This window comes from Chryseobacterium sp. IHB B 17019, assembly GCF_001456155.1.
Lineage (GTDB): Bacteria > Bacteroidota > Bacteroidia > Flavobacteriales > Weeksellaceae > Chryseobacterium.
The window spans coordinates 3,983,054-4,000,545 of record NZ_CP013293.1; the positions used below are offsets into that span (position 1 = coordinate 3,983,054).

Consider the following 17,492-nt stretch of genomic DNA (forward strand, 5'->3'; position numbering starts at 1 on the left):
CTCTTTCAGAAATATAAATGCAGAGATTGTTTTTTTGTGAATTGTTAATGGTGAATCAGCCAACTTTTTGAATTATTTTCTCCCACAGATTTCACAGATTTTCACAGATATGATTGAGCATATTTAATTTCGTCCATTAAGCACAAAGATTTCGTTGTCTAAACTTATAATTCTTATATTGTTTGTTAAATCATCTGTGAAAATCCTTGAAATCTCTGGAAAATAAAAAGAAATTTCGTAATTTTAAAATACCACTTAAAACCATTTGTATGAAAGCCTTTTCCCAAGTGATATTCTTAGTTTGTTTAATTAATGGAAGTCTAATTTTCGCCCAGGATAATTATCCTCAAAATTATTTCAGAAATCCTTTAAATATTCCTATTCAGCTGGCTGCCAATTTCGGAGCTGTCCGTTCCAATCATTTTCATATGGGATTGGATATGCGGACTAACAGTCAGGAAAATTTACCTGTCGTTGCAGCAGCAGATGGTTATGTAAGCAGAATAAAAGTCGAACGATACGGTTTTGGAAATGCTGTTTATGTGACTCATCCGAATGGTTATACAACAGTTTATGCACATTTAAATAAATATTTCGATAAACTCGATGAATTTGTAAAAGAAAAACAGTACAAAGATGAGAAATGGGAGCAGGATATTACTTTTTCTCCGAACCAATTTCCTGTGACGAAAGGACAGTTAATTGCGTTGAGTGGAAATACGGGAGGTTCTGCCGGTCCTCATTTACATTTTGAAATCAGAGATACAAAAACAGAGGAATGTATTAATCCATTGCTTTTTGGATTCAATATTCCAGATGGAATTGCTCCCATCATCAGTGGATTATATTGGTACGACAGACGTTTCAGTACTTACGAGCCGGGAGCAAACGGAATTGCCGTGAAAAAAGCAGGAAATGTTTATACTTCCAATGTTATTCAGGTGAATTCTCCGACCATAAGTTTTGCGATAAAAGCTGTTGATAAAGCGAATCAGGGGTTTAATCTGGGGATTTATGATGCCGAATTATTTATGGATGGAAAACTGATTTATAATTTTAAAATTGATAAGGTACATTACGATGATACACGTTATTTGAACGGCTGTATTGATTATCCAAAATTTGTTCGTGATAAAATTAGCATTCAGCATTTATCGACTTTGCCAGGAATGAAACTGAAAAATTACAGCTCCGGATCAGATGGAATTATCAATCTTCAGGATAACGAAATCCATAATATCGAAATAGTTTTAAAAGATGTCAAAGGAAACACGAGCCGATTGACAACAAAAGTTCAGCTTACCACCAATTCAGGTAAAATTTCTTCTGGTGATAAAACTGTAAGTCCAAACGAAGGAAAGATAATTAAAACAGATAATGCGGAAATTAATTTAAGTAAAAACGCTGTTTATGATGCTGTAAATTTTAATATGTCTGAAAAGTCAGACGCAGCCGCAGTTTCCAACGCTGTTGTTCTGAATAATTCATCCATTCCGGTGCATGATTATTACACGGTAAAAATCAAACCCAACAGAAAATTATCCAACGAAGAAAAAGGCAAAACGGTCTTAGAGCTCAATTATGGAAGCGATAAAAATATAATCAAACCAAAATGGAATGGTGATTGGGCAGAAGGTCAATTCAATAGGCTAGGAACCGTAAGGCTGTTGTTAGACAATAGTTTGCCTTCGGTGTCGCCAAGCTGGAAAGATGGAGCAATTGTAAGTTCCGGTTCATTAAGATTAAAAGGAACAACCAAAATCGGTGATATTGAATCATTTCGTGCGGAATTGGATGGAAAATGGCTCCGTTTTGCCAGAGTAAAAGATGATTTTGTTTATGTTTTCGACGAAAAATGCCCGAAAGGTTCCGGGTCTCATACTTTGAAAGTTACCACGACAAATACCGCGGGGAATACAAATACGCAGACTTTTAGTTTTTCGAGATAATTTTATTAAACACAAATGACACAAATGTTTTCACGAATAAACACAAAATTACAACACAATCATCTGAGAAAATTTGTGCAAATCTGTGGTTAAAAATTAAGATGAATATTTTTAATTTTAAATAAATAAATTTGTCCTTTAAAATAAAAACATTGGAATTCTATCCATCAATCGAAAAATCAGACCGTCAGGAAATAAAAAAGTTTCAGGAGCAAAAACTTCAGGAGCTTTTAACTTATCTTGAAGATCATTCGCCTTTTTATCAAAAATTATTCAAAGAAAATAATATTAGTGTTTCTGAGATTCAGACGTTGGAAGATTTACAGAAAATCCCCACGACTACAAAAAATGACATACAGCAGAATAACGATGATTTTTTCTGTATCACTCATGATAAAATTGTGGATTACAGCACAACTTCAGGCACATTGGGAGATCCTGTAACCTTCGGATTATCAGACAATGATCTTGAAAGACTGGCGTACAACGAAGCGATTTCTTTTGTCTGCGCCGGAATTCAAAAAGGTGATGTGGTTCAGATGATTACGACCATTGATAAACGATTCATGGCTGGGTTGGCTTATTTTTTAGGGTTAAGAAAAATGGGTGCAAGTGTTGTCAGGATGGGCCCCGGAATTCCGGAATTGCAATGGGATTCAATTTTTAGGTATAAGCCGATATATTTGATTACTGTTCCGTCTTTTCTGTTGAAAATGATCGATTATGCTGAAAAACATGGGCTAGATTATAAAAATTCTAGTGTTTATGGAGCTGTTTGTATCGGGGAAAGTATCAAAAATCAGGACTTTACAGATAATATTTTATCTCAGAAAATAAAAGAAAAGTGGGATATTAAGTTGTTTTCAACGTACGCTTCCACAGAAATGAGCACGGCATTTACGGAATGCGAATATCAAATCGGAGGACATCATCACCCGGAATTAATTATCACAGAAATCCTTGACGACGATGGGAACCTTGTAAAAGAAGGCGAAAGCGGCGAATTGACGATCACAACTTTGGGTGTTGAGGCTCTTCCATTGTTAAGATTCAAAACGGGAGATATTGTAAAAGCGCATTACGAGCCTTGTCAATGCGGAAGAAATACCATGCGGTTAGGACCGGTTGTAGGAAGAAAACAGCAGATGATCAAATATAAAGGAACGACTTTGTATCCGCCTGCGATGAACGATATTCTGAATGATTTTAATAATATTTTGTGCTATCAGATTGTTATTCAGTCGAATGAAATCGGGTTGGATGAAATTATCATTAAGGTAAGTACAGACAGCGAATCTGAAAGCTTCGTAAATGAAGTAAGGGATCATTTCCGTGCAAAATTAAGGGTAAGTCCGAAAATTGAAATCATTGATTTTGATGTTTTGTCTAAAACCGTTCACAATCCGAATAGCAGAAAACCAATTGCATTTATTGATTTGAGGTAGATCTGATTTTTAAGATTTAACAAAAATATAATTAAGACACTTCGTTTGAGCTGTCTTTTATAATATCTTTGCGGACTTAATTTAAAATAAACTATGAAAAAATTATTTCTGCTTTTATTTATGGCAATCGCAACAATAGCTTTTGCGCAGAACAAAATTAACTTCGAATCGGGGAATTTTGATTTCTTGAAAGATCAGACTGAGGTCAATGTTCAATTCAAATTTGAAAATCCTCTTTTTCAGGCTGAAAATTATACTGAAGCTCAATATCTTGAAAGAAGAAAGACAGAAACGTTAGCAAAGAAAAGCGAAGAATCTTGGAGAAAATGGGATGAAGAGTGGCAAAAACATAAAGAATCTGTTTTTTTTGACAAATTTATTGATGGATTAAATGATAAAGCGAAGAAAATTAAATTTAGTAAAAATGCCTCAGTAAAATATACTTTAATTATAGAATCAAAATGGATTTATGCGGGCTGGAGCGGATTTGTAATGCAACCGGGTAAATTGTCTTCGGAGCTGATATTTGTTGAAACTGAAAACCCATCTAAGGTTTTAGCTAAAGTTCAAGGTGATAAAATTGAAGGGATCGGAAGTAAGGTTAATTATGGAATGGAATATGGAAGAATATCTGCAGCATACGAAAAGACAGGAAAATTATTAGGAAAAGAAATCAAAAATGCTTTAAAATAAAAACAAAAACGGTCTGAAATCTCAGACCGTTTTTTTATTGTTGTTGCTTCTCCATTTTAATTAGATTCGCAAGATTTTTAACAACAGTATCGTGTTTTTTCACAAAAGGATTTTCTTTATTCCAAACGTAACCAGCCAAAACTGCACATATTTTTTTCTTTACATCTGGATTTTCCGGGCGGTGGAAAAATAATTCCTGAAGATTTCCGGTATACCATTCTTTCACGTAAGTGGTGAAAACATCCACGCCGTATAAAATATAATCTGCAAATTCTGTTTGCCAATCAACTTTTTCGCCGTTCAGCTGTCTTAATGCCAGTTTTGCAGCTGTCATTCCGCCTTCCGTTGCAAAAGCCATTCCTGAAGAAAAAACCGGATCAAGGAATTCCGAAGCATTTCCCGTCAAAGCAAATCCGTCTCCAAATAATTTTTTTACCGAACAGGAATAATCTTTCAAATGTCTTGGTTCAAAAAGAAAATCCACATCACCAAAACGTTTTACATAATAATCAGAAAGCGAAATTGCCTTTCTCAGCGCTTCTGCGGGATCTCCACTTTCGGATAATTTATCGATATATTCAGTTGGACCAACGATTCCGACACTCGTATTTCCATTGGAAAAAGGAATCACCCAAAGCCAGACTTCCGTTTCAATAATATCAAAAGAAATCAAAGTTCCTTCTACGCCTTCTTCTCTGTTAACGTCTTCTACATGGGAAAAAATTGCAGAATGTGGAGATAGTTTTGAAGGTTTCTCCAAATCCAACAATCTCGGCAAAACTCTTCCGTAACCGCTGGAATCGATCACAAATTTTGCATGAATTTCCTTCGTTTCTCCATTTTTATTTTTCACGGTAGTGACAGAATCTGTTCCGTGAAACTCAATACCGATAACTTCTGTCTCAAATTCAAGATCAATACCTTTATTAATAACTTCCTGGGCCAAAGTATTATCAAAATCCGCTCTGGGAACTTGCCACGTCCAGTCCCATCCTTCCCCGAATTTATCACTAAAATCAAACAGGCAGACTTCATCGCCACGCAAAAAACGCGCTCCCAATTTTTTTTCAAAGCCCATTTTATCCAAAGCAGGGAAAAGTCCGGCCTCGTCAAAATGATCCATGACCCTTGGAATTAAGCTTTCGCCTACAACCAATCTTGGAAATTTTGTCTTTTCAACAACTTTTACGTTGATATTGTTCTTCTTTAAGTATGAAGAAGATACGCATCCGGACGGCCCAGCGCCGATTACGAGCACATCAACAAATTCTTTGCCCATCTTTGATTTTTTATTTTAATAAAACTTTTATCTTTGCCGCAAAATTAATGACAATTAATTAATAATTACAACATTATCTCATTATTACTTTAATTAATGAAAATAGACAACTTTTTAAAACTGAAAGACTTTCAGAAAATTATCATTGAAAATGAAAAAATAGAACTGGATGATACACTTCTTGCCAGAGTGGATGCAAGTTTTCAGTTTTTAAAAGAATTTTCCAGAAACAAGGTAATATACGGTGTGAACACAGGTTTCGGACCGATGGCCCAATTTAAAATCAGCGATGAAGATACGCATCAGCTTCAGTATAACCTCATTAGAAGTCATTCTTCGGGAATTGGAAATCCTCTTCCGCCGGCAGAAGTGAAAGCCTGCATGTTGGCCAGATTGAATACTTTGTCGTTGGGTAATTCCGGAGTGCACCATTCCGTAGTTGATTTGCTTAAAGAGCTCATTAACAGGGATGTTACACCACTTGTTTTTGAACATGGTGGCGTTGGCGCAAGTGGCGATCTGGTTCAGCTGGCGCATTTGGCTCTGGTTTTAATTGGCGAAGGTGAAGTTTTCTATAAGGGAGAAAGAAAATCGACAAAAGAAGTATTTGAAATTGAAGGTTTAAAACCCATTCAAGTGGAGATTCGTGAAGGGCTTGCTTTAATGAACGGGACTTCCGTTATGTCAGGAATTGGTATTGTTAATGCATACAAAGCCAATCAATTGACTGATATTTCCATTAAATTATCTTGTGCGATTAATGAAATTGTTCAGGCTTATGATGATCACTTATCTGAAGCTTTAAACGGAACAAAGCTTCATGCGGGACAACAAAAAATTGCAGAAAGAATGCGTGCGCATTTGTCTGACAGTAAATTGATTAGAAAAAGGGAAGATCATTTGTATACTCATTTTGAAGAGCAGGAAAAGGTATTTAAAGAAAAGGTTCAGGAATATTACTCTTTGAGATGTGTTCCGCAGATTTTAGGACCTGTTTTGGATACGTTGGAATATACTGAGAAAGTCCTTGAAAATGAGATCAATTCAGCGAATGATAACCCAATTATAGACGTTGAAGGCCAACACGTTTACCACGGTGGAAATTTCCACGGAGATTATATTTCTTTGGAAATGGACAAGCTTAAAATTGTGGTTACGAAGCTTACAATGTTGGCAGAGAGGCAATTAAATTATCTTTTAAACTCAAAAATCAACGAAATTTTGCCTCCTTTTGTAAATTTAGGTAAATTAGGGTTTAATTTCGGGATGCAGGGTGTTCAGTTTACGGCAACTTCCACAACGGCGGAAAGCCAGATGTTATCAAACTCAATGTACGTTCACAGTATTCCTAATAATAATGATAATCAGGATATTGTAAGCATGGGGACGAATGCTGCGGTGATTTGCAGAAAGGTGATTGAAAATGCTTTTGAAGTTTTAGCGATTGAAGCAATTACTATCATTCAAGCCATTGAATATCTTGAGTTTAAAGATAAAGTTTCATCGTCAACAAAAGAATTGTATGATGAAATAAGAAAGATCATCCCTGCTTTTTCAGATGATATGGTCATGTATCCATATTTGGAGGAAGTGAAAAAATATTTAAAAACGATGTAATTATTTTACATAATTAATTGTTTAAAAACTAAAGATGAAAGAATTATTTTAAAAAACTAAAATTACCATTAACACATGAAATGTGCAATCATCACAGGCGGCTCACGAGGAATTGGAAGAGCAATCTGTATAAAACTGGCAGAAGAAAAAAATTATCACATACTAATCAACTACACTTCAAATGAAGCTGCAGCAAAGGAAACTTTAGCTAAAGTAGAAGAATTGGGCTCTACCGCAGAAATCCTTAAATTCGATGTAGGAAATGCCGAAGAAACTCAAAAAGTTTTAACGGAATGGCAGGAAAAAAATCCTAATTCTGTTGTTGAAGTTATTGTGAATAATGCCGGAATTACAAGAGACGGATTATTCATGTGGATGCCAAGTGAAGACTGGAACGCTGTGATTAACACAAGTTTGAATGGATTTTTCAACGTGACGAATTTCTTTATTCAAAAATTGTTACGTAACAAATACGGCAGAATTATCAATATGGTTTCGGTTTCCGGAGTGAAAGGAACGGCGGGTCAGACGAATTATTCTGCAGCAAAAGGAGCTTTAGTCGGAGCTACAAAAGCACTGGCTCAGGAAGTCGCCAAAAGAAATATCACGGTAAATGCAGTAGCACCGGGATTCATCAGAACAGATATGACGCAGGAATTCAATGAAGATGAATTAAAAGCAATGATTCCTGCCAACAGATTCGGTGAAGCGGAAGAAGTGGCTGATTTGGTTGCGTTTTTAGCTTCCAGGAAGTCATCGTACATTACAGGTGAAATAATTAATATTAACGGCGGAATTTACTCATAAAATCAGGTAGCAGATAATAGGTGACAGTGATAGCTGCAACCTGGAAACTGCCACCTAAAACCTAAGATTTAATGGAAAACAGAGTTGTAATTACCGGAATGGGAATTTATTCTTGTATAGGAATCTCTTTAGAAGAAGTTAAGGAATCTCTATATCAAGGAAAATCCGGTATTGCATTAGTTCAGGAAAGAAAAGAATTCGGTTTCAGATCGGGATTGACGGGTGTTGTCCCGAAGCCTGATTTGAAAAGCCTTTTAAACAGAAGACAGCGCGTAAGTATGGGCGAGGAAAGCGAATACGCTTATCTAGCGACCATCGATGCATTAAAACAGGCGAAAGTTGATCAGGATTTTTTAGATCATAATGAAGTAGGGATTTTATATGGTAATGATAGTGTTTCTCAGGCAGTTGTGGAGTCAATCGACATTGCAAGAGAGAAAAAAGATACTACTTTGATGGGTTCAGGAGCGATTTTCAAATCAATGAACTCAACTGTTACCATGAACCTTTCCACGATATTTAAATTAAGAGGAATCAATCTTACCATCAGCGCAGCCTGCGCAAGCGGATCTCACTCTTTGGGGTTAGCTTACATGATGATTAAGAGTGGGTTACAAGACATGATCGTCTGTGGAGGAGCTCAGGAAACCAACAAATATTCGATGGCAAGCTTCGATGGATTGGGAGTTTTTTCAGTAAGAGAAAATGAGCCTACAAAAGCGTCAAGACCTTTCGATTCAGGAAGAGACGGTCTGATTCCGAGCGGTGGTGCGGCAACTTTAATTGTTGAAAGTTTAGAATCTGCTCAAAAAAGAGGCGCAAATATTCTTGGTGAAATCATCGGTTATGGCTTTTCGTCAAACGGAGGGCATATTTCTACCCCAAATGTTGATGGTCCGGCTTTAGCGATGGACAGAGCCTTAAAACAATCCGGCTTATCAGCAAAAGATATCGATTATATCAATGCCCATGCGACTTCTACGCCGATTGGCGATGCGAATGAAGCAAAAGCAATTTATGAGATTTTCGGAAATGAAGTTCCGGTAAGTTCTACAAAATCAATGACCGGTCACGAATGCTGGATGGCGGGTGCTAGTGAAGTTATTTACTCAATTCTGATGATGCAGAATGATTTCGTTGCCCCAAATATTAATCTGGAAAACCCTGACGATGAGGCAAAAAAGATAAATTTAGTCTCTGAAACAAAAAGTCAAAAAATTGACGTATTTTTGTCAAATTCTTTCGGATTTGGGGGAACCAATTCCGCATTAATTGTTAAAAAATTTAATTAAAAACATGGAAAGGGAAAAAATTGTTGCGATCGTCAACGACTTTTTGGTGAATGAATTCGAGGTAGACGGCGATGAAATCAGCAATGATGCTAACTTAAAAACGACTTTAGGCTTAGACAGCTTAGATTATATTGATATGGTTGTAGTGATCGAATCTAATTTCGGTGTGAAATTAGGCGAGGCAGACTTCAAGAAAATGGTCACTTTTGATGACTTTTATTCAACTATTGAGAACAAAATCGCTGAAAAAAACGGATAACTATCGATAAAACTTTACTCTAAAAATGTAACAATTTAGCAATCTGACAGTTTATCAATGTTTAAAAATATTGTTACTTTGTTAAGCTGATACATTGTTAAATTAAAACTATGAACAAGTGGAAAGGTAAATCTAAAGGGACGATTTTAGGATACAAAATTTTCGTCTGGTGCATTAGAAATATCGGGGTCCGGAGTTCATATATTGTGCTTTATTTTGTTGCTTTCTATTACTTTTTATTCGAAAAAAAGAGCAATAAATACTACAAATATTATTTCCAAAAAAGATTAAATTACGGATATTGGAAATCAAAAATTTCAATATATAAAAGTTATTTCACTTTCGGAACGGTTTTAATTGATAAAACAGCGATTTCGGCAGGGTTACGGGATAAATATACTTATGAATTCGACGGTATTGAAAACCTTAGAAATCTTTTAGCCGAAAAAAAAGGCGGAGTTCTTATCAGTGCTCATATCGGTAATTTTGAAGTTGCAGAATATTTTTTTGCGGATATCGATTTTGATTGTCAGATTAATTTAGTGACAACAGATCAGGAAGTTACGATAATAAAAGAATACCTGGAAAGTGTTGCTGTAAACAAAAGCAACATCAAATTCATTTACATCAAGGACGATATGTCTCATATTTTCGAGATCAATGAGGCGTTGTCGAAGAATGAACTGATTTGTTTTACCGGCGACCGTTATTTTGAAGGTTCAAAATATCTTGAGGGTGATTTACTCGGAAAGAGTGCAAAATTTCCGGCCGGACCTTTCTTAATCGCTTCCAGATTGGGAGTTCCCGTTGTGTATGTATATGTGATGAAAGAGAAAAACCTTCATTATCACCTGTTTGCAAGAGTGGCTCAGAATGTGAAAAAGCGTGACGCTCAAGGACTTTTGAATTCTTATACCCAAAATCTTGAATCCATGATTAAAAAATATCCTCTCCAATGGTTCAATTACTTTGATTTTTGGGATGATATCGATTAATTTCCTACTTTTACCTCGAAAACTAATATTTAAAACTTAAATTATTAAGATATTTTAGAAATATTTTTCTTTGCTGAGTGTTAACACGTTTTGCGAATTTAAAACATGAAGTTTATAGAAAAATCTTTGCGATCTTTGCGTTAAAATTATATCTTACTAAGTAAATTTCTCCTTTGAAAAAAGAATTCGACATACTTGTTATCGGCAGCGGATTGGGCGGCCTTGTTTCGGCGCTGGTTTTGGCGAAAGAGGGCTTGAAAGTCTGTGTCTTGGAGAAAAACAATCAATACGGCGGAAATTTACAGACATTTTCACGTGACAAATTAATTTTTGATACGGGAGTTCATTATCTGGGCGGGCTTTCGAAAGGGCAAAATCTTCATCAATATTTTTCTTATCTGGAAATTATGGATGAACTCGAGCTTCAGAAAATGGATGAAAATGGGTATGATAAAATCAGTTTCGGAGATGATGAGATAGAATATCCGCACGCTCAGGGTTATGAGAATTTTGTGGAACAATTATCTCAATATTTTCCTGAAGAAAGAGACAATCTGGAAGATTATTGTGAGGAAATTCAGAGAGTTTGCGGCCAGTTTCCGAGATATAATCTGATCGGAAGAGAAAATTATAATGAAGAAATTCTCCATCTTAATACAAAAAGATTTATTGAATCGCTAACGTCGAATAAAAAACTACAATCCATTTTATTAGGTTCAAACTTTTTATATGCCGGAGATTCTGAAAATGTACCTTTTTATGTTCATGCTTTGACGGTCAATTCCTACATTCAAAGTGCTTACAAATGTGTGAAAGGCGGAAGCCAGATTTCAAAATTACTGATCAGGAAGCTTCGTCAGTATGGCGCGGAAGTCCATAAACACTCTGATGTCTCTGAGTTTGTATTTAATGACAATCAAAAATTAAGTTCAGTCAGAACGAAAGCCGGAAAAGAATATTCAGCGAAACAATTTATATCAAATATAGAAATTCGTGCAACCATTAAACTGATTGGAGAAGAACGGTTGAAAAAATCCTTTTTAAACAGGGTCTTAAGCTGGGAACCTGTTTCCTCATGTTTCAGTGTTTATTTGGTGTTGAAGCCGCATACAATTTCTAATTTTAATTATAATATTTACCATTATTCATCGGAAGATTTGGTTTGGAATGCTTATCGTTACGACAAGGAAAAGTGGCCCGAAACGTATATGCTTTCTTCTACGCAATCAAAACATCATCCGGAATTTGCAGAAAGTATAACTGCTATTTCATATATGGATTTTGATGAGGTGAAGCAATGGGAAAATACGGTCAACACGGTCGTTGATGAGCATGAGAGAGGAGAATTGTATGACCAATTTAAGATGGAAAAAACAGAAAAAATGATTGATGCTTTGGAGAAAAAAATTCCGAATATAAGGGAATCTATTAAAAGAATGTACACTTCCTCACCCTTATCCTACCGGGATTATATCGGAAGTTTTGACGGAAATATGTACGGCTATATTAAAAGTTCAGAAAATCCTTTAAAAACAATGGTTTCTCCACGCACGAAGATCGACAATCTCTTTCTTACAGGGCAATCTGTCAATATGCATGGGATTTTGGGCTGTACAATCGGGGCTTTCAATACTTGCTCTGAAATTTTAGGTAAAGAGCTTATTGACAAAAGATTAACACAATTGATTAACAAAAATAAAAGTGAAGAAGGAAAATAATATGCAGTTTTTTGTCATTCAGAATGAAATGGAGTGGAGTGAAAAATCCAAACTAATTCGTGGAAATTCTTCCTATCGTCAAAAAGACAAATGTCAAATAAGTACCTTATTTTATTTATTTTTAATCCTAAGCCTTACATCTTGTGGTGTCAGAAAATCAATAAAACACGTTCCTGACGTAAAACAATATTCCCTGGAAATCCCGGAAGTGAATAAAATCAATGATTCAACTTTTAGTTTTAATCAAAATTATTTAACCAAAAATAAGCAACAGCTTTGGGAGCTGTACATTAAAGGAAACCCCCTGCAGTTGGGCTATAACAATGGAGCTTTAACACAAAATTTAATGCAGAAACAGGAAGAAATTTTCTTTTCAAAAGTTGAAGGCTTTGTTCCGTCGAAATTTAAACAAAATTTGTTGCGAGGATTTCTGAAATGGTACAACAGAAAAATGTACCTGAACGTTCGTGAAGATTATCAGGCAGAATTGTATGGATTGTCCAAGTATTCATCTGATAAATATGACTTTATTGCTCCAAAATATCTGCGGAGCCTATATCTTCACGGAGCCCACGACATTGGGCATGCGATGCAGGATCTGATGATGGTGGGCTGTACTTCTCTCGCGGTTTGGAATGAAAATACGGAAGACGGAGATCTGCTGATCGGGCGGAATTTTGACTTCTACGTGGGAGATGATTTTGCTAAAAATAAGTTGGTTGAATTTGTAGAACCCGAAGACGGAATTCCTTATATGTCTGTAAGTTGGCCCGGGATGATCGGTGTAGTTTCGGGGATGAATAAGGAAGGAATTACAGTGACAATTAACGCGGGAAAATCAAAAATTCCATTGACAGCAAAAACTCCGATTTCTTTGGTGACAAGAGAAATTTTACAATACGCAAAAAATATTGACGAAGCGATTGCGATTGCAAAAAAGAGAAAAGTTTTCGTTTCAGAATCGATTCTGGTGGGAAGTGCGAACGATAAAAATGCTGTGATTATTGAAGTTTCTCCTGATAATTTTGGAGTGTACAAAGTTGAAAATACAAGTCGGGTTTTTTGTACCAATCACTTTCAATCTGATGCTTACAAAGATGATAAGAGAAATCAAAAACATATTGTAGAAAGCCATTCGGAATACCGTTATGAAAAACTTCAAGAGCTTTTACAGGAAAATAAAAAACTAAATCCTGAGAAAATGGCTTCTGTTTTAAGAGATAGGTCGGGCTTAAAAAATGAAAAAATAGGGTACGGGAATGAAAAAGCGATCAATCAGCTGTTGGCGCACCATGCAGTGATTTTTTCGCCTCAGAAAAAATTGGTTTGGGTGTCTTCAAATCCTTATCAGTTGGGAGAATTTGTATGCTATGATTTGAATGAAATTTTTTCCGATAAAAGGTTAAAAAGTGGTGGATTTGCAAAGTCAGATTTAAATATTGCTAAAGATCCTTTCGTAAATTCTCAAGATTACAAAAATTACGAAGAATATAAAAAAGGAAGTTCTCAATTTGAAGATGCAATTAGTAATAAAAAAATACTCACAGAAGAATTTTTTAGTCATTATCATTCTTTAAATCCTGATTTTTGGCTGGTTTATTATCAAACCGGGAAGTATTATTTTAATCAAAAAGAATATTCTAAAGCAAAAATTGAATTTGAGAAGGCTCTGACAAAAGAAATCACAACGGTTCCTGATAAAGAAAATGTTGAAAAATATTTGCAAAAAACAATAAAGAAATTAAAATGATCCCAAAGAGTATAAAGATTTTATTTGCGGTTCCTTTTGTAATAATTATCGGTTATTCTGTTTATTTATTCAATAAATTTGATTCAATTCCGGATATAATTCCTATTCATGGTTATGGAAAAAATGCAGATGGCTTTGGAAGTAAAATGTTTTTGTTTTTCCCGATTGTTCTTAATCTCGTTATCTTGTTAATTATTTGGCTTTGTTTAAGAAAACCTGAAAACTTCAAATTTCCTTTTGAGGTGAAGGAAGAAGATAAAGCTAAAACCTACTATACCATGCAGTTGGTATTGGTGATTATAGCGATTTTTGCTACTATTATTACTACTCCGTTATTGTTCTCGGATGTGGTTTATAAATAATTTGTTTTTATTGATTAATTTATTCCAATTTGCGTGTTTTAATTGAATATTTTTAATCAAAACTCATTTTTATTAGCAAAATTTTGGCAAAATGTAGATTTATTATTTAACTTCGTTTTTTTAATTATTAAATGAATGAAGAAAATTTACTTATTCTCTGTTTTTTGTTTCCTGATGCTGTTTTCATGTAAAAGTGACGAACAAATAGGAGGTGTTGAACCTGAAAGTTCCTTTGTCAACTTTAATATTGATGCTGTTCCTTATTCCAAACTCTCCACTTATGCTTTTTTTAAGGGTGATATTAAAAACCTAAACCCTGTCTCGAGGGTGATTCCTTATGAACCGGCCAGCTCGCTTTTTACGGACTATGCCTCAAAAAAGAGATTTATCTGGATGCCGGAAGGTATAAAAGCAAGTTATGAGGCAGATGACAAATCACTGAATTTCCCTGTAGGGACGGTTCTCATTAAGAATTTCTATTACAATACAATTCAGCCTGGTAATACTGCTAAAATCATCGAAACCCGTTTGATGATTAAGAAATCCAGCGGTTGGATTTTCGCAGAATACCTTTGGAATGATGCTCAGACAGAAGCCGAGCTCGTTACCGGAAGTGATTTTACAAGCGGCAGTTCTAAAAATATTACTTTCAAAAAAGATAATGGAGATGTGATCACAACAGATTATAGAATTCCTTCTGAAACAGAATGTTATGCATGTCACAAACTTGACAACAAACCTGTTCCCATTGGCGTAAAACCACAAAACCTGAACATAACGTACAACTATCCCAACGGTTTGAAAAATCAATTACAGAAATTAGTGGATGAAGGATATCTTCAAAGTTATCCTTCTAATATAGTTTCTACAGTCAATTATAATGATACAAGCAAGCCTTTGGATATTCGCCTACGTTCTTATCTTGATATTAACTGTGCCCATTGTCATCAGGAAAATGCAAGGTGTGATTATCGCGCCATACGTTTAAGTTTCACCCAGACAGCCAACTTCGCGAAAATGGGAGTTTGTATTATGGCAGATGAGCCTATTGATCCGTCGTTGGAAAGAATTATCACTCCCGGAAATCCTAACAAGTCAGTGATGCACTTCAGGCTTACTTCTACTGATGAAAGCAACAGAATGCCTTTGCTCGGAAGAACAGTTGTTCATGATGAAGGCGTACAACTTTTAAAACAGTGGATCAGTACATTAAATCAAAACTGTCCGTAAAAAATTAATAACGACCAAATTAATAACCATGAAAAAAATATTATCCCTTTTTGTTTTATTATTGAATATAACATGGGGCTTTGCACAATTAACATGTGCTACGGCCATCGCATTAGTTCCCGGGACCACAACAGCCCCGAATATTACAGGAACTCCGCCCGCATCGGCTTGCTCTTTGGGGCTACCCGGTACAAAAGGCTTGTGGTATAAATATATTGCGACGCAGGATAAAACCGTTACAGTTTTTACTTCAGCTGCGGCACAAAGTCCTGATACAAGGTTAATGGTTTTTAACGGAAGTTGCACAGCTCTAAGCTGTGTTGCCGCTAATGATGACTTTTCCGGAACATTTTCACAAGTGTCTTTTAATGCCATTGCAGGAACTACCTATTATATTGTATTTGATAATAGATATTCTTCTGAGGGCTTCAATATTACACTCTCCGAAGCAGCACCGGGAATCAACAGGATTTCATTTACTTCACAACCCATAAATGCACCGGGTGATTACAATCATTGTGTGGTGGATATGAACGGGGATTACCTGGATGACATAGTTTCTGTGGTTAATAATACTTCTCTTGTTATTGCCTATCAACAAGCTGGTGGAGGATTCAACAGTGTTTCTTATACCACTCCCAATACCATAATACCGCCATCCTGGAGTATTGCTGCGGGAGATTATGACAATAACGGCTTTAATGATCTTGTGTATGGTTCCGGAAGCGGAATCACCTTTTTGAAAGCTAATGCAGACGGAACAGCCTTTACAGTCGACAGAAAACCTCAGTCTTTCCTGGTACAGCGCACCAATTTTATCGATATTAATAATGATGGAAAATTAGATGCTTTTGTATGTGACGACAATGGCCCGAACAGATATTATATTAACGACGGAACCAATATGAATCATAACCAGGGAGGATTGGGAGATTTCCCTTCCGGAGGGAATTATGGCTCGATTTGGATGGATTATGATAATGATGGAGACCAGGATTTATATATTGCTAAATGCAGCGGTGGAGGATCAGGTCCCGGAGGGAATATTGATGAGCTGCATAGAAATAATGGCAACGGAACTTTCACCAATGTTGCTGCGACAGCAAACATGAACAACCCGGTACAGACATGGTCTTCTGCGTGGGGAGATTTTAATAACGACGGTTGGATGGATGCAGTCGTTGGAATTAATTCTACGAATAATGGCTTAAGTAAAGTCATGAAAAACAATGGTAATGGAACATTTACGGATGTTTCTGTAGGTTCGGGATATGACGCCGTTTCTGCATTGAGTAGGGAATATGTAGCTTATGACTTTGATAATGACGGATTCCTGGACGTATTAGGAGCAGGAAATACCATTATGTTTGGAAATGGTGATCTTACATTTGTTCCGAATGCCAGTCAGTATAATTTAAACTATAATAACAGGCCGATCGGAGATTTTAATAATGATGGTTTTCTGGATATCCAAAATGAAGGTCAAATCATGATCAATAACGGAAATACCAATAAGTGGCTGAAAATTACCCTAAAAGGAACCCAAAGTAACCGAAATGGAATTGGGGCAAGGGTAGAGATCTACGGAGCTTGGGGAAAACAGATCCGTGACGTGCAAAGTGGGATAGGCTTCAGAAATATGAATACATTAAATGTGCATTTCGGGATTGGCCAAGCAACAGCTATCACAAAAGTGGTGGTAAAATGGCCTTCAGGCATTGTAGATACCATCTTTAATGTAGCCCCGAATACAACATTAAACGTAGTGGAAGGAACATTCTTAGGAACAGAAGAAATTCACGATACCCAGGAAATATTCACAATTTACCCGAATCCTGCTTCTGATATTATCTATTTTAAAGCTAAAAATAATTTCACTCCACAGGAAGCCAAAGTATATGAAATGACCGGTAGAATAGTCTTACAAGCCAAGGTAGAACAAAACTCAATTTCTATTAAGCAATTGAATTCCGGTAATTATCTATTAGTTTTAATTGATAAAAACGGTAAAACATATTCTCAGAAAGTAACGAAGAAATAATTTTAATTTAAAATAACATAATACTGCAAGGTCGAAAGGCTTTGCAGTTTTTTTG

The 17,492-nt window shown here is 35.8% G+C and carries 14 protein-coding genes; 13 read left to right on the forward strand and 1 reads right to left on the reverse strand.

What is annotated here, in order from left to right; translation table 11 throughout:
- The first annotated feature begins 269 nt into the window (after nt 1-269).
- The 3 genes from ATE47_RS18445 to ATE47_RS18455 all read left to right on the forward strand — a co-directional run bounded on the left by ATE47_RS18445 (nt 270) and on the right by ATE47_RS18455 (nt 4,087).
- The gene (locus ATE47_RS18445) at nt 270-1,949 is read left to right on the forward strand and encodes a M23 family metallopeptidase (RefSeq protein WP_062163332.1); all 1,680 of its coding nucleotides are present in this window, start codon (nt 270-272) and stop codon (nt 1,947-1,949) included.
- 152 nt (nt 1,950-2,101) lie between these two features.
- On the forward strand, nt 2,102-3,394 hold the full coding sequence (locus ATE47_RS18450) for a phenylacetate--CoA ligase family protein (protein ID WP_062163333.1): 1,293 nt from the start codon (nt 2,102-2,104) through the stop codon (nt 3,392-3,394).
- Between the two features lie 93 nt (nt 3,395-3,487).
- Nucleotides 3,488-4,087, forward strand: coding sequence for a hypothetical protein (locus ATE47_RS18455; RefSeq protein ID WP_062163334.1), 600 nt, complete (start codon nt 3,488-3,490; stop codon nt 4,085-4,087).
- A 34-nt stretch (nt 4,088-4,121) separates the two neighbouring features.
- On the opposite strand, the gene ATE47_RS18460 is transcribed toward ATE47_RS18455, so the two are convergent.
- A complete protein-coding gene (locus ATE47_RS18460; RefSeq protein WP_062163335.1) occupies nt 4,122-5,366 on the reverse strand; it encodes an NAD(P)/FAD-dependent oxidoreductase in 1,245 nt (414 codons plus the stop codon).
- Nucleotides 5,367-5,462: 96 nt separating this feature from the next.
- Here ATE47_RS18460 and ATE47_RS18465 point away from each other — a divergent pair, with 96 nt between their 5' ends.
- The 10 genes from ATE47_RS18465 (at nt 5,463) to ATE47_RS18510 (ending at nt 17,437) form a co-directional block, all read left to right on the forward strand.
- Nucleotides 5,463-6,983 carry an HAL/PAL/TAL family ammonia-lyase gene (locus tag ATE47_RS18465; protein ID WP_062163336.1) on the forward strand — a complete coding sequence of 507 codons (1,521 nt, stop codon included), beginning with the start codon at nt 5,463-5,465 and terminating at the stop codon, nt 6,981-6,983.
- Nucleotides 6,984-7,058: 75 nt separating this feature from the next.
- Nucleotides 7,059-7,790, forward strand: a complete 732-nt coding sequence (fabG, locus tag ATE47_RS18470; RefSeq protein ID WP_062163337.1) for a 3-oxoacyl-ACP reductase FabG — start codon at nt 7,059-7,061, stop codon at nt 7,788-7,790.
- Between the two features lie 71 nt (nt 7,791-7,861).
- The gene (locus ATE47_RS18475; protein ID WP_062163338.1) at nt 7,862-9,082 is read left to right on the forward strand and encodes a beta-ketoacyl-[acyl-carrier-protein] synthase family protein; all 1,221 of its coding nucleotides are present in this window, start codon (nt 7,862-7,864) and stop codon (nt 9,080-9,082) included.
- 4 nt (nt 9,083-9,086) lie between these two features.
- The gene (locus tag ATE47_RS18480) at nt 9,087-9,341 is read left to right on the forward strand and encodes an acyl carrier protein (RefSeq protein ID WP_062163617.1); all 255 of its coding nucleotides are present in this window, start codon (nt 9,087-9,089) and stop codon (nt 9,339-9,341) included.
- A gap of 110 nt (nt 9,342-9,451) precedes the next feature.
- Nucleotides 9,452-10,336, forward strand: coding sequence for an LpxL/LpxP family acyltransferase (locus ATE47_RS18485; RefSeq protein ID WP_062163339.1), 885 nt, complete (start codon nt 9,452-9,454; stop codon nt 10,334-10,336).
- A 173-nt stretch (nt 10,337-10,509) separates the two neighbouring features.
- A complete protein-coding gene (locus ATE47_RS18490; RefSeq protein ID WP_062163340.1) occupies nt 10,510-12,054 on the forward strand; it encodes a phytoene desaturase family protein in 1,545 nt (514 codons plus the stop codon).
- A gap of 28 nt (nt 12,055-12,082) precedes the next feature.
- Entirely contained in the window at nt 12,083-13,804 is a 1,722-nt protein-coding gene (locus ATE47_RS18495; RefSeq protein ID WP_082632661.1) for a C45 family autoproteolytic acyltransferase/hydolase, read from the forward strand.
- Entirely contained in the window at nt 13,801-14,166 is a 366-nt protein-coding gene (locus tag ATE47_RS18500; protein ID WP_062163341.1) for a hypothetical protein, read from the forward strand. Before ATE47_RS18495 ends, ATE47_RS18500 begins: the two co-directional genes overlap by 4 nt.
- A gap of 135 nt (nt 14,167-14,301) precedes the next feature.
- Entirely contained in the window at nt 14,302-15,396 is a 1,095-nt protein-coding gene (locus ATE47_RS18505) for a hypothetical protein (protein ID WP_062163342.1), read from the forward strand.
- A 28-nt stretch (nt 15,397-15,424) separates the two neighbouring features.
- Entirely contained in the window at nt 15,425-17,437 is a 2,013-nt protein-coding gene (locus tag ATE47_RS18510; protein ID WP_062163343.1) for a CRTAC1 family protein, read from the forward strand.
- Nucleotides 17,438-17,492: the final 55 nt, after the last annotated feature.